Below are 13,731 nucleotides of genomic sequence, written 5' to 3'. Positions count from 1 at the left end.
CCGCTGCCTTTTTATTTCATTAAAAAAACTTCTTTTTACCTTTTTCTTCTTTTAAAATCTCCACAGCTTCCCTAAACCTCATCGAATGGACAATTTCCCTCTCGCGCAAAAACCTGAGTGAATCATTGATATCAGGATCATCCGAGATATCAATCAACCATTGGTAGGTTGCTCTGGCCTTCTCTTCAGCGGCGATATCTTCATATAAATCTGCAATCGGATCTCCTTTGGCTTGGATATAAGTGGCGGTCCATGGATTCCCCGCTGCGTCATGATAATAAAGGGCATGATCATGATTAACATAATGGTCCCCTAGCCCGGCGGCAGCCATCTGCTGAGGTGTGGCATCTTTTGTAAGCTTATAAATCATCGTTGCGATCATTTCGAGATGGGCAAATTCTTCCGTTCCGATATCCGTCAGCAGGCCAATCACTTTTTCCGGAATTGTATATCGTTGATTTAAGTAACGAAGTGCTGCAGCCAACTCACCATCGGCGCCACCGTATTGTTCTATTAAATATTTAGCCAATCGAGGATTACAGTCTCTTACTTTAACTGGATATTGCAGCTTCTTTTCATAAACCCACATAGCTCATCTCTCCTTATACCTGCCATGGCCAAGGGCCTTGGCCCCATTCCCATTTATTTTCACCGCCTGGACTGTTTCCAAATCCCAATAATGGACCATATTTAGGCTCAAAAACCGATTTCAGTTGTTTGGAGTATTCATGAAATTGATTGAATTGCTGTAAAGCCTGCTGGTCGTTAGGATGTGTATCCAAATAAAGAGTCAACTCGACAAGTACGAAATCGGCAGCCTGTATTTGTTCAAGCAACTGATAATATTCATCATCCAGTTTCTTATTCATTTACGTCTCCCTTTCCCGATATGGATTATCATAAAAATCATAAAAGAATTTCCAAAGTGTACCGTATTTCAAAGCTTCTTCCGGTGTGAACTGCTCCATATTAGGCGGTTGAAAATTAATATACAAATTAGGAGGTGTCCTGTAAAACTTTCTCCCAATCGGCGGACATGGATCGAATTTACTATGGAAAGGTTTATATGACTTAACTAAGGTAAAAGTTTTTTCGCGAGTCACAAAAAATACCTCCTTTGTAAAGATATAGCCTTTAATTTTTATGCCTGGGTAATGCATAATATGACTTCTCTGGCCTGGAAAGGAAATTATCTGGAAAAAGATGTTTTTTCAGAATGTTATAAAATCTTGTTATAGTCCCGTTATCTTACTGTGATGTTTGTCATCTATTCTTTATCTGTTTGTTCTTTGTATAGAAAAAAACTATGTTAAGATTTAACTCGTAGCTTATAAAGCAGCTCACAAGGAGGTAACAACATATGAAAAAATCAATCTTATCGTTAGCGGCAGCCGCTGCTATATCCGGTGCATTTACAATTCCGGTACAAGCAGAAGATGTCAAAGTGAAAGATGGAGACACATTATGGGGGATATCTCAAACATATAAAGTATCAGTAGAAGATATTAAGTCTTGGAACGATTTGTCTTCAGACGCGATTTATGCCGGAGAAACCATACATATTTCTCAAGAGGAGCATTATGAAGTAAAGTCAGGGGACACATTATCGGATATTGGAGACAAATATGATGTAGCGGTAAATGATATTAAATCTTGGAACGGTTTAAATTCAGATATAATCCATCCTGGTCAAGAACTGGTCATTAAACCGGCAGCTAACAAAGTCGAAGCTGCAAGTGTAGAGCCTGCGCAGAAATCTGGGCAAGCTGCACCAGTACAACAATCGGAACAAGCAGAAGAATCCAAGCCAGTTGAACAATCCAAGCCAGCAGAACAAACAAAGCAGGTTGAACAATCGGAACCAGCAGACACAAACAATGAATCCCAAGATCAAGCAGAGTCTGGAAAGGAGATCACTGTCAGTGCAACCGCCTATACGGCTGATTGTCATGGCTGCAGCGGTACAACAGCTACAGGAGTGGACTTGAAAGCTAATCCTGATGCAAAAGTGATTGCCGTGGACCCTTCAGTCATTCCACTAGGATCAAAGGTTTATGTTGAAGGTTATGGCTACGCGACGGCAGCCGATACAGGTAGTGCCATCAAAGGGAATAGAGTGGACATATTTGTTCCAAACGAACAGGATGCCGTGAATTGGGGCGTTAAAAACGTTAAAGTGCAAATCCTGAATTAATTTAACCATGCAAAACATGTTAATATATTTAAAAAGCAGACACATACATAATGTGTCTGCTTTTTTTGTCCTTTAGGTTGATGGGAAAAGCAGGTACAATGGAAGAAATGATCATAATAAATAGGGGGAGTAGTAAATTGATGGAAAAAGCACGTGCTTATTTACAAGAATACTTTGGTTATGAGTCATTCCGAAAAGGTCAGGAACAGATTATCGAACAGGTGCTGGGAGGAATAAACACAGCGGGCATCATGCCTACCGGCGGAGGTAAATCAATATGTTACCAAATTCCAGCCCTTCTGTTACCAGGTGTAACACTCGTTATTTCCCCGCTTATTTCCTTGATGAAAGACCAAGTAGATGCCCTCGAACAAAATGGAATTGATGCCACGTTTCTTAATAGCTCCATTTCTGGGTTAGAATCATCCAATAGAATGAACGATATTAAGCACGGTAGATATAAGCTGGTTTATGTGGCACCTGAACGTTTGGAGAATCCTGCATTTCAACAGGATCTATTTAATGTGGAAATTTCATTGGTTGCCATTGATGAGGCCCACTGTATATCTCAATGGGGTCATGACTTCAGGCCAAGCTACTTAAAAATCAAAACCTTATTGAAAAACATGCCTTCTGCTCCGACTGTACTGGCATTAACGGCAACAGCCACTCCGCATGTGACCGATGATATATGTCAGTCGCTCGGAATATCTGTACAACATACTGTATCCACGGGGTTTTCCAGAGATAACCTGTTCTTTTCCGTTGTGAAAGAAGAAAATCGCGGACGGTTTTTAATGCGCTATTTGGAGAAAAACAAAAATGAATCGGGTATCATATATGCAGCCACCAGGAAAGAAGTCGATTCCTTGTATGCCAAGCTTATTAAAGCCGGATTCAAAACAGGTCGGTACCATGCTGGCATGAATGAACAAGAACGGTCGGAACAGCAAGACCAATTCATTCGGGATGACGTTCCCTTGATGGTAGCGACATCTGCCTTCGGGATGGGAATCGATAAGTCGAATGTTAGATACGTCATCCATTACCAAACTCCAAAGAACATGGAGAGTTATTATCAGGAAGCGGGCCGTGCAGGCAGGGATGGATTGGATAGTGAATGTATCCTCTTATATTCCCCTCAGGATATGCAGATACAGCGTTTCTTGATTGATCAATCAAATCCCTCGCAGGAGTGGCAATCCCAGGAATTGAAGAAATTGAACAGAATGAAGGATTATTGTTTTACTGAAGGATGTTTACAAGCCTTCATTCTCAGATACTTTGGAGAAGAAAACCCCGAAGATTGCGGTCATTGCGAAAATTGTACAGATAAGCGTGACTCTGTTGAAGTAACCACACAGGCACAGATGGTCCTTTCATGCATGTTGCGAATGGGGGAGCGATTCGGTAAAACGATGATTTCCCAAGTGCTTACGGGATCACGCAATAAAAAAATTGAAGAGTTCGGATTCCAGAAGCTTTCAACCTATGGAATCATCAATGATCAATCTGCGAAGGATGTAGGTGATTTCATTGATTTCCTGACAGCAAAACAGTATATAGAAATGACAGGCGGCCAGTTTCCGGTACTCAAGGTTACCAATGCTGGCAGGGAAGTGCTATTGGGACAGAAAAAAGTCCTGCGTAAGGAAATAAAAAAAGTAAGCAGCATCAGCGCGGATCATGGGTTGTTCGAAGAGCTGAGACAGTTAAGAAAAGAATTGGCAAGCAAGGAAAATGTACCTCCATTCATTATTTTTTCCGATGCATCTTTGAAGGATATGGCTGTCAAACTGCCGAAGACGGAAGAGGAATTCCTGGAAGTCAAAGGGGTAGGCATGCAGAAATTCGAACGCTTCGGAAATTTATTCTTACAAGGTATTTCCAAGTATGTACAGGCACATCCTGAATTAGAAACGAATACTATGGTTACAAAGGAAACGGTAAAGCGAACAACTAAACCATCTCACTTAGAAAGCTATCGCTTATATCAGGAAGGCAAATCAATCAAGGAAATAGGGGCATTGAGAGGGCTGTCTTCCATTTCAATTGAAAATCATTTATTAAAGTGTGCAGAAGAACACTTGGATATTAAATGGGATGAGATTTTCTTGGATAAAGAGTTTGATCTTGTTTTGGAAACTGCGAAACAATTGGGTTCTGAAAAATTGAAACCACTTAAAGAAGCTCTGCCAGAGCATATTTCCTACTTTATGATTAAAGCGATCTTGGTTAAAGCAGGGCTGGAAAACGAAACGCTTTAAGGTTTTTTGGATAATTTCATCATTGAATAAATAAGAATTTGGTTTAATGCGTATACTAGGAATGATAAAAAGGTGAAATTTCGCTCCTTTAATCAGAGTCTTTATAAAAAAGAGGAGGTTGCTCATGTATTTTGGTAAAAAGAATTCAGAGGAACCAGAAATAGTTATGGAAGATACGATAGTATATGCGTGCGGAGCAGCAGATTGTAATGGTTGGATGAGAAAAGATTTTGCCTCGGAAAACTATGATTGCCCAATGTGTGGAAGTCAATTGGTTGAGGAAATCAGGGAGCTTCCAAAAATCGAAAATGAGTATAACGCGTTTAAATAAAAGAGGTGAATCATAGCCTCTTTATTTTCATTTTAAGAAGGAAGTATGGCGGAGTGTTTTTATCCTGGATTAATGCTTTACATATAAAGATGTGTATGGTATCATTAAATTTCAGTGTTATGAAAAGAATGCACTGGAGGGTAATTTCAAGTAACATTTTTATTAATGAAATATTTTTCATCATTTTCATGATGAAGTAGAAACAAGTTAAACACATCTAGAAAAAAGAAATACATGTTATCATCAAGTATTTTCCTCGATCCATTTCTGTTCTTCATTAACTTACTTCTATGTACCATTTGTCTTTTGGAATTTAATCTACCCAATTGGAATTACGGACGGTTTTAATTAATAAACATGTACTTACAAGCTTTTATCTGATTCTCGCAGGCACGGTCTAGGAACCGTATGGATGGGAGAGAGGCAGGGCTTTCATTGTTTTAGGTTTTGGCATTAAAAATTACTCTCATGCTCGCTTCACTTTGAAATTCATCGAACGAGCAGGAAGAACCATATGGAATGGATTCTTAAACAGCGCAGTCTCAATTATCTTGAAGGGTAAGTCAGGGACTGTGTTTCATTTTGGGGAATACTTTCTTTTTTAGAATCTTTCTTCAAATATATAAAGCATATATATGATATAATGGGTACTGAGATATGAAAAATTCATGCCGTAATCTCAAGTTCTTACCATTCAAAAAGTTTGGTTGAAAGAACAATAATCATACTTAGATTTGCGAATGGTTATTTACTCACAATTTAGATTAAACGCCATCTATTCTTCTTTTATCTTTATGGCTTGTGATCTGTTATGCAGGACGGAGTCAATTCAATTCTAAGGAGTGAGATATATGTATAGAAGAAATAATACGGAAGAAATCATTCCTGAAGAAACAAAGGTGTGGGAATGTACATCAGAAGATTGCAAAGGTTGGATTCGCGATAACTTTACAAGTAATGATGAACACGTTTGTCCGTTATGTAGCAGCGAGATGAAACCCGGCACCAGAATGCTTCAAGCAATTAACAATCCAAGAAACTATTAAGGCTATAAAAAAAGCTGAAGGGGATTCCCTTCAGTTTTTTTTATCTTTCTGCCAATTGGATGAAGCAAAAAGCAGATGGATGATTAGTGGATATCTTTTTTCTTGAATCGACCGCCTCGAACTTCCGCGATATCCCCAACGGCAAGAAATGCAGATGGATCGAAGCTTTTGACTATCTCTTTAAGTTTAGCTTCCTCAAGCCTGTTTATTACACAAAAGATTACTTTTTTATCATCACCAGAATAAGCACCTTCGCCAGCTAAAAAGGTTACGCCCCGTCCAAGGCGATTCATTATGGCATCACCGATATCATTAAATTCATCACTGATAATCCAGACAAATTTGGATTCGTCCAAACCTGCGATGACGATATCCATCGTTTTATATGCCACGAAGTAAGCTATGATCGAATACATGGCACGATCCCAAGAGAATACGAAGCCCGCACTGCCAAGGATGAATAAATTGAAAAACATGACAATCTCCCCAACGGAAAAAGGGAGCTTCTTACTAGCGAGTATAGCAAGTATTTCTGTACCATCCAATGAGCCGCCATATCGAATGACCATTCCAACACCAATGCCAAGAATCATTCCGCCGAAAGCGGACGCTAGGAGGATATCTTGAGTGAAAGCTGGTACATGATGAAGCAATGTAGTGGTAATGGAAAGGACTAAAATTCCATAAAGGGTAGATAATGCGAAGGTTTTGCCGATTTGTTTATAACCGATAAAAAAGAAAGGAAGATTCAAAGTGAATAGAAAGATTCCAAGCTTCCATCCAGTGATGTAAGATAACATAATCGATATACCCGTTATGCCCCCGTCGATTACGTTATTCGGCACTAAAAAAATCTCGAGGCCGACAGCCATCAAAACCGCACCGATTGTAATTAATAGACCCCTCTGTAAAATTTGCCTCAGTGTTAATTTTTTATGCTGGGTCTTCTTTTGCATAATTTCTGTTGTACTTGCACCTGCCAGGTCTGACATAATCATGCCCCCCACTCCTTCTCTCTATATAGGTTCTATTTAATTATAAACCTATAGGTATAATTAAATAAAGGAATTAACATTCTTGATTAATATATTAGTCAAGAATTATTGGTATTATTGATAATGTCCTGTAATGATGAAGCAGTATTGTGAATGCTTGTCATTACCATGTATTCATATTCTACTCCATACAAAACAATAGTATTTCTAATTTTATTGATTTTATGAAAGAAACCTGCATTTTCTTGAGATATGGGGTGCACGGAAAGAATCAATGTGTAAATATATAGGAGTAAGGAAATAAAAAACCTTTGAGGTACTATGAATTTCCATTACAATATAGGAGAATAGAACGTTTGAGGTGATCAAGTAAAAAAATGGAACAATCAATTGTGGCATCAAATCCTGTTCTCTTTATGATTGCAGCGCTTTTGATAATAATGGCTTGTTATACGGCGTTGGATTTACTGACAACTTTACTGACGATAAAGAGATATAAACGCCTAGTGTATATAGGGAGCAGCTGCTCTATGGGAGTGGCTATCTGGACGCTTAATTTTGTGGTCATATTCACCCTCGATAATTCAGGAATGGCAGCATACAACTTTTCTACAATAATTTTTTCGTTAGCATTAGCGATCGCTCTCGCAGGGGTTGGATTATTGGCCATTTCCTATAAAACACAAGTGCTGCAAATCGTTTTTTGCGGCTTCATGTTTACGATGGCCATTTTATCCAATTATATAATGGGAACATCTTCTTTAAACCACTCTTTGCACTTTAGCCCATTGTCGGTCTTCAGTACGCTTTTCAGCATCTTTATTTTATTTGTAGCAGCACTTGCAATATTATTTTATTTTAATAAACTAAGTCAATCCTCGCTAAAGCCAGTCAGTACTCTCTTGATGAGCGGGGCAATCATTGAAGGCTATTATCTTTTTTTAAGAGTGTTACCGATGAACGCAAAAAATGAAACGGGTGAATTTGTTCCACTTACTCCATTTATGCTTTATCTTACATGCTTCGTTTCATTATTCATCCTTGCCAGCTTGATCGCTTCAAGTACGATCGTGGGACGGCGGTTAGCAAAAAGTGATAATACTGTAAGTGATATCCGTTATGCTTTAGATCAATCGGCGATCGTCGCCATCACGGATGCAAAAGGAATCATTACATACGTTAACGAAAAATTCCTGGAAATATCACAATATGAAAAACATGAACTAATAGGGAAAAATCATTCCATCATCAATTCTGGTTATCATCCAAAAGAATTTTTCACTGACCTATGGCTAACGATCAGCCAAGGGCAAACATGGCATGGTGAAATATGCAACCGGGCTAAAGATGGTAATGTTTATTGGGTGGATACAACTATCGTTCCATTTATGAAAAAGGGTAAACCATATCAATATATTTCCATCCGTTCGGATATTACCAGTCGTAAAAAAGCAGAACATGCTTTAAAGGGGTCAATCAAGGAACTGGAGGATATGCATTATGCAATCAACCAATCCTTGATTGTGGCGATTACCGATAATAAAGGTATCATTATGGAAGTTAATGAAAAGTTTACGGAGGTTTCCGGTTATGGGAGAGGTGAATTGATAGGTCATACCCATAAGATAGTTAATTCAGGATATCACTCAAAGGAATTCTTTGAACATATGTGGAAGACCGTCCATGAACGGAAAGTTTGGAAGGGTGAAATTAGAAACAAGGCGAAAGACGGCAGTTTTTATTGGGTCGATACAACAATTGTTCCATTTTTCAACGAAGAAGGAAAGCCATTTCAGTTTCTGGCACTTAGATATGATATAACTGAGCGTAAACAATCGGAAGAGATGCTCCATCGGCAGGATAAATTAGCCGCTGTCGGTCAGCTTGCTGCTGGAGTGGCACATGAAATACGGAATCCGCTGACCTCCATGAAAGGGTATACGGAATTTTTGCAATTGGATGAAACGGACGAAAGCAAACAAGAATATCTGGAAATAATCATGGACGAAATCAATCGTGTGAATGAGATAGTTGAAGAGTTCTTACAATTGGCCAAACCACAGGCCTTGATATTGGAAACGAAGAATCTTGTACCAATCATTCAAAATGTTGTATCTTTGACGGAGTTTGAAGCCAGGAAGAAGAACATCACGCTGATTTCGGATTGTAATGTCGAAGAGATCTTCGTTCGTTGTGATGAGAATCGATTAAAACAAGTCATATTGAACTTCATTAAAAATGGTATGGAAGCTATGCCTGACGGTGGGTTCATAAAAGTTATTACGGAACTTAAAGAGGATAAAGTGCAAATATCCATCACCGACACAGGAATTGGGATACCGCCGGAGCAGCTTAAGAGACTGGGAGAACCATTTTTCACAACGAAAAAATCTGGTAATGGGTTAGGTTTAATGATCAGCTTTAAAATCATAGAAAGCCATTTGGGATATGTCTTTGTCGAGAGCGAGGTCAATAAAGGTACAGTCTTTAATATTGTGCTCCCTATTTAGCCCAATAGGAAGCAATGAAAAAATCAACAATTTGGTAGCAGATGTCTGCATGGGGGAACTGGATTTGGAAAAACAAAAGCAAGTCAATATTAGCTTGAAGGTATTTTATCTTTTTTCATTTTTTGCAGTGGGAAGTTTAACACCGCTATTAAGTGTTTATTTGGCCAATGAGGCAGGTTTGTCCGGTATTGAGATAGGTACGATCATGTCTGTTGGACCGATAGTGATGATCGTTTTTCAACCTTTTTGGGGAATTGTCTGTGATTGGAGCGGGAGACCGGCAAAAATACTGGCAATGACATCGTTGCTTGCTGGTGTATTCGGTTTAGGTTACTTGCTGTTCGATCGCTATTTACTAATAGTATCCGTCGCTGTCGCTTTGGCTATTTTTCAAAGTGCGATAATACCAGTTTCAGATAGCATCACCCTTCAATATACAATGAAAATCAAATCGAATTATGGGAAAATCCGTTTATTCGGATCACTTGGTTACGGTGTGGCCGTTTTTGTAATGGGGAAATTATCAGAATCCTTCATGGGTCCTTCCGTGATATTTTATGCCTTTTTCTTCGGCCTTTTGATTGCGGCTAGTCTGGCTCTTCGTTTGCCTGAAGAGCCACCAGGGGAAAAGGTGAAGCTTTTCGGTGGAATGAAAGAATTGATCACCATGAAACGATTTCTTATCTTTCTTGCTATAACGTTCTTGCTTTTTGGTCCTATTCTTGCAAATAATGTATACTATGGTTTGTTTGTAGAGGCAAGGGGAGGAACATATACAGGAATTGGCATCGCGTTTCTTTTAGCTGTATTATCGGAAATCCCCTTTATGAGAATTGCAGGTACTTGGATTCATAAAATAGGCTTGCTGCCAATTACCTTATTGGCTGGAACGGCCTCATTGGTCCGCTGGGTTCTGTACTTTACCGAACCAAGTTTGGCTACCGTATATGTGTCTTCGATCATTCAAGGGTTTTCACTTGGCTTATTCATTCCTGCAGCTTTACAATATATCAGGAAAGTTGTCCCTGTACGAATTACAGTAACAGCAATAACGCTTTATTCTGCCATTGGCAATGGATTGGGTAATTGGTTCAGTACCTTCAGCGGCGGAATAATCTTGGATAAATCAGGAATATATGCGGTCTATTTATTTTATGGTTTACTCACGCTGATCGGGATGCTGCTTACAATATGGCTCATGAGGTTAGAAAAAAATTTAAAAGCTATGGGGAACCCCATAGGTATAATTGAAAAATGATGGAAATATAGCGAGTGACCTCTTAACCTTTCATGGTGAAGAGGTCTTTTTTTATACTCTATCTGAAAGTTTGAGAGAAGGCATGCTAAATGTTCAAGCAGATTGAACAATTTTTAAAAGGCCGAATCGTGATTCATTTTTTCCTTCAGTAGATAAACTCGTTGAAAAACGTAAGGCACTCGCTTTCCGCAGTGCCTATTCTCCCTAGGAAACGCTTTTCACGCAGGAGTCTTGAAAACCCGCTCCAATCAACTTTATTATAAAATTTAGATAGAACCTCTTTTGTAATTTATCTGTAAGTTTATAAAGGAAATGCTTTTAACTATTGGGATTTTTAACCAGAACAATCAGTTTTTTATTTTTGGAAATAATATGATTTAATGGAAGATAGAGAATGAATGGAAGGGTGAGTGTTTTTGAGCAAACCAAATGTGTTGGCTACTACCATCGTATCAGCTTTTATCGGCCTGTTTTTTTTATTTTGTCTTGGATGGGCGATTATGGACCATTATGGAAAGAAAACTTCTGATACGGAAGTGATTGAAGAAACACCCATTAAAAAAAATGATCTTCCCGATGATTTTACGGTAGTGGCGATAGGCGATTCATTGACACGTGGCACAGGTGATGAAACAGGGAAAGGCTACGTTGGACTTGTTATTGAAGATTTAAAGAGTGAATACAAAAGAAAACCAATCATTCATAACCTCGGAATCAATGGACAAGTGTCTAAAGAATTGGTACAGCAAGTGAAACAACCGCAAGTGAAGCGTCAAATCCAGGCAGCTAATGTTATTTTGGTTACAATCGGGGGTAACGATCTATTTCAAAAAGGCCAAACCCTGCTTGAATATGATCATGAAGCCATTACTGTTTCACAAAAGAATTTCTTGGGAAATTTACATGAAATTTTTAAAGATATCAATAAAGTCAATGATAAAGCTACCATTTTGTTGCTTGGGCTGTATAATCCGTTTATAGATTTGGATGAAGACTTTGATACGAACCGCATCGTACGGGACTGGAATAATGAAACGGCGGAAGTCGTGGCTCTTTATGAAAATGCAATTTTCGTTCCAACTTTTGATTTATTTCAATTATCGGTAAATGAGTATTTGTATTCAGATAAATTTCACCCTAATAAGAAGGGATATCGTTTAATTGCTGATAGAGTTGCTCCTTTAATAAAATGGGAGGATGTGGAACGATGAAACAGGTGACATTGACTGTCAGGGACTTGAAAAAAAGGATTGGCAAAAGGGAAATTATTAAAGGAATTGATTTTGAACTAAATGAAGGTGAGGTTTTCGGCTTTTTAGGACCGAATGGGGCAGGCAAGACGACGACGATCCGCATGTTGGTCGGTTTGATTAAGCCAACCTCGGGTTCCATCCATATATGCGGGTATGATGTTCGTCGGGAATTTACGAAGGCAATGAAGCAAATGGGCTGCATCGTTGAAAATCCAGAGTTATATCCATTTTTGAGCGGGTGGGATAATTTGCTCCACTTTGCAAGAATGTTACCTGAAGTTGATGAAACAAGAATGATCGAGGTTGTTGAACTCGTCGGTTTGCAAGCGAGAATTCACGATAAAGTGAAGACCTATTCGTTAGGAATGAGGCAACGTTTAGGAATCGCGCAGGCAATGCTGAACAGCCCTAAACTGTTGATTTTGGATGAACCGACCAACGGGCTAGATCCTGCCGGAATCCGTGAAATGCGGCAATTCATCAGAAAGTTGGCTGAAGAAGAAGGGATGAGCGTTCTGGTTTCTTCACACTTATTAGGTGAAATACAGCAACTTTGTGACCGGGTCGCAATTATTAAAGGTGGGGAAATTATCAAAACGGATACAGTGGAAAGCTTATTATCCACGCAGGAGCGGATATTTTGGCGGGTGGAACCTATTCAAAAGGGGGCGGAAATTCTTAGCGGCTTCACCGAAATTACCATTGATCAAAAATATATCATTACAGCCTATGATGAACTCAAGACACCTGAATGGAATGCTGCTCTTATCCAAGCAGGCGTGAGGGTGCATGAAATGAATCGAAAGCTCCCGGGATTGGAAGAATTGTTTTTGCAAGTTACCGGTGTCGGAGGTGCAGGCATTGAATAACTTGGTCCAAAATGAAATGATGAAGTTATTGGCAAAGAAACGGTTAATCATAATCGGTATCATCGTTGGAATTTTAGTGCTGATGTTTACATATGCCCAATATAAACAAGTGGAAGAGCAGCGGGAGAAGTTGGGAACTGATGATTGGCGTGCAGCTCTTCAGCAGCAAATCATTGATACTCAAAATCGATTGGGCTCAAATAGGATGCTCGATGAGTGGCGTGAACAGCTTCAAGTTAGTCTGAAGCAGCAGCAATATTACCTCGATCATGATATCAACCCCTCAGAGCCAGGCGCAGCCACTTTTACACGCATGTTTTTGGAAAATGCAATCGATTTGTTCATTCCGCTGTTAATCATGATTGTGGCTAGTGATATGGTTTCTTCCGAAAATAGTCAAGGGACGATCAAGCTTCTGCTGACACGGCCAGTGGAGCGCTGGAAAATCTTATTGAGCAAATATGTAACATTATTATTATCGGTTTCGATTATCGTGGCGATGACAGCCTTATTGTCTTACCTTTTATCAGGTATCGTTTTCGGATATCAAGGATGGGGGGCCCCCATAATAACCGGATTCGAATTAAACGGGGCTGACGTGGATGTCAGTCATGTAAGGTTAGTGGAACAATGGAAATTCCTATTGATGGATTTGGGACTTGTCTGGCTGGTGGCGGTTGTTGTAGGGACCCTTTCTTTCATGCTTTCGGTTTTAGTGAGAAGCACCCCTGCAGGCATGGGCATCATGCTGGCTGCATTGATTTCCGGGGCTATATTGAACAATATGGTTTCCTCATGGGAATCAGCGAAATATTTCTTTATGGTGAATTTGAAATTGACCGCTTATATTAGCGGAACGGATCCACCAATAGAAGGGATGACTTTATTATCCTCCGTCATTACTCTGTTCGTTTGGTGGGCGCTGGCTTTAGTTGTATCTTTTACGGTATTTACCCGGAGGGATGTGTACTGAGAAACAGCCTATATAAATTATATGTTGATTCAGTT

13 protein-coding genes are annotated in these 13,731 nt (G+C 39.3%); 9 read left to right on the top strand and 4 right to left on the bottom strand.

Translation table 11 applies throughout. From position 1 onward, the window contains the following. Positions 1 to 19: 19 nt before the first annotated feature. Genes ACIQYG_RS10195 through ACIQYG_RS10185 form a run of 3 tightly spaced genes read right to left on the bottom strand, consistent with a single transcriptional unit; the run spans position 20 to position 1,103 of the window. Positions 20 to 589, bottom strand: coding sequence for a manganese catalase family protein (locus ACIQYG_RS10195; protein ID WP_402837629.1), 570 nt, complete (start codon positions 587 to 589; stop codon positions 20 to 22). 13 nt (positions 590 to 602) lie between these two features. After that, positions 603 to 869, bottom strand: coding sequence for a spore coat protein CotJB (locus ACIQYG_RS10190; protein WP_063234474.1), 267 nt, complete (start codon positions 867 to 869; stop codon positions 603 to 605). Beyond that, the gene (locus ACIQYG_RS10185) at positions 870 to 1,103 is read right to left on the bottom strand and encodes a spore coat associated protein CotJA (protein WP_402837627.1); all 234 of its coding nucleotides are present in this window, start codon (positions 1,101 to 1,103) and stop codon (positions 870 to 872) included. Between the two features lie 257 nt (positions 1,104 to 1,360). On the opposite strand from ACIQYG_RS10185, the gene ACIQYG_RS10180 reads away from it, so the two are divergent. The 4 genes from ACIQYG_RS10180 (at position 1,361) to ACIQYG_RS10165 (ending at position 5,838) form a co-directional block, all read left to right on the top strand. Next, complete coding sequence (locus ACIQYG_RS10180) at positions 1,361 to 2,194, top strand: 3D domain-containing protein (protein WP_402837625.1); 834 nt, start codon at positions 1,361 to 1,363, stop codon at positions 2,192 to 2,194. Between the two features lie 140 nt (positions 2,195 to 2,334). Then, positions 2,335 to 4,461 (top strand): DNA helicase RecQ, encoded by a 2,127-nt coding sequence (recQ, locus tag ACIQYG_RS10175; RefSeq protein WP_402837910.1) that lies wholly within the window; start codon positions 2,335 to 2,337, stop codon positions 4,459 to 4,461. A 124-nt stretch (positions 4,462 to 4,585) separates the two neighbouring features. Next, complete coding sequence (locus tag ACIQYG_RS10170) at positions 4,586 to 4,792, top strand: cold-inducible protein YdjO-related protein (RefSeq protein WP_377434133.1); 207 nt, start codon at positions 4,586 to 4,588, stop codon at positions 4,790 to 4,792. Between the two features lie 851 nt (positions 4,793 to 5,643). Further along, entirely contained in the window at positions 5,644 to 5,838 is a 195-nt protein-coding gene (locus ACIQYG_RS10165) for a cold-shock protein (RefSeq protein WP_034307294.1), read from the top strand. Between the two features lie 83 nt (positions 5,839 to 5,921). On the opposite strand, the gene ACIQYG_RS10160 is transcribed toward ACIQYG_RS10165, so the two are convergent. Then, the gene (locus tag ACIQYG_RS10160; RefSeq protein WP_402837622.1) at positions 5,922 to 6,836 is read right to left on the bottom strand and encodes a YitT family protein; all 915 of its coding nucleotides are present in this window, start codon (positions 6,834 to 6,836) and stop codon (positions 5,922 to 5,924) included. Between the two features lie 374 nt (positions 6,837 to 7,210). Here ACIQYG_RS10160 and ACIQYG_RS10155 point away from each other — a divergent pair, with 374 nt between their 5' ends. The 5 genes from ACIQYG_RS10155 (at position 7,211) to ACIQYG_RS10135 (ending at position 13,696) form a co-directional block, all read left to right on the top strand. Next, on the top strand, positions 7,211 to 9,343 hold the full coding sequence (locus ACIQYG_RS10155; protein WP_402837620.1) for a PAS domain S-box protein: 2,133 nt from the start codon (positions 7,211 to 7,213) through the stop codon (positions 9,341 to 9,343). Positions 9,344 to 9,407: 64 nt separating this feature from the next. Next, on the top strand, positions 9,408 to 10,601 hold the full coding sequence (locus ACIQYG_RS10150; RefSeq protein ID WP_402837618.1) for an MFS transporter: 1,194 nt from the start codon (positions 9,408 to 9,410) through the stop codon (positions 10,599 to 10,601). Positions 10,602 to 11,017: 416 nt separating this feature from the next. After that, a complete protein-coding gene (locus ACIQYG_RS10145; protein ID WP_402837616.1) occupies positions 11,018 to 11,812 on the top strand; it encodes an SGNH/GDSL hydrolase family protein in 795 nt (264 codons plus the stop codon). Continuing rightward, positions 11,809 to 12,723, top strand: coding sequence for an ABC transporter ATP-binding protein (locus ACIQYG_RS10140; protein WP_402837614.1), 915 nt, complete (start codon positions 11,809 to 11,811; stop codon positions 12,721 to 12,723). The genes ACIQYG_RS10145 and ACIQYG_RS10140 overlap by 4 nt, the downstream gene beginning before the upstream one ends. Continuing rightward, positions 12,716 to 13,696, top strand: coding sequence for an ABC transporter permease (locus ACIQYG_RS10135; RefSeq protein ID WP_402837612.1), 981 nt, complete (start codon positions 12,716 to 12,718; stop codon positions 13,694 to 13,696). The genes ACIQYG_RS10140 and ACIQYG_RS10135 overlap by 8 nt, the downstream gene beginning before the upstream one ends. Positions 13,697 to 13,731: the final 35 nt, after the last annotated feature.

Source organism: Peribacillus sp. NPDC096622 (assembly GCF_044762665.1).
Lineage (GTDB): Bacteria > Bacillota > Bacilli > Bacillales > DSM-1321 > Peribacillus > Peribacillus frigoritolerans_B.
This window is presented reverse-complemented; position numbering and strand designations above follow the sequence as displayed.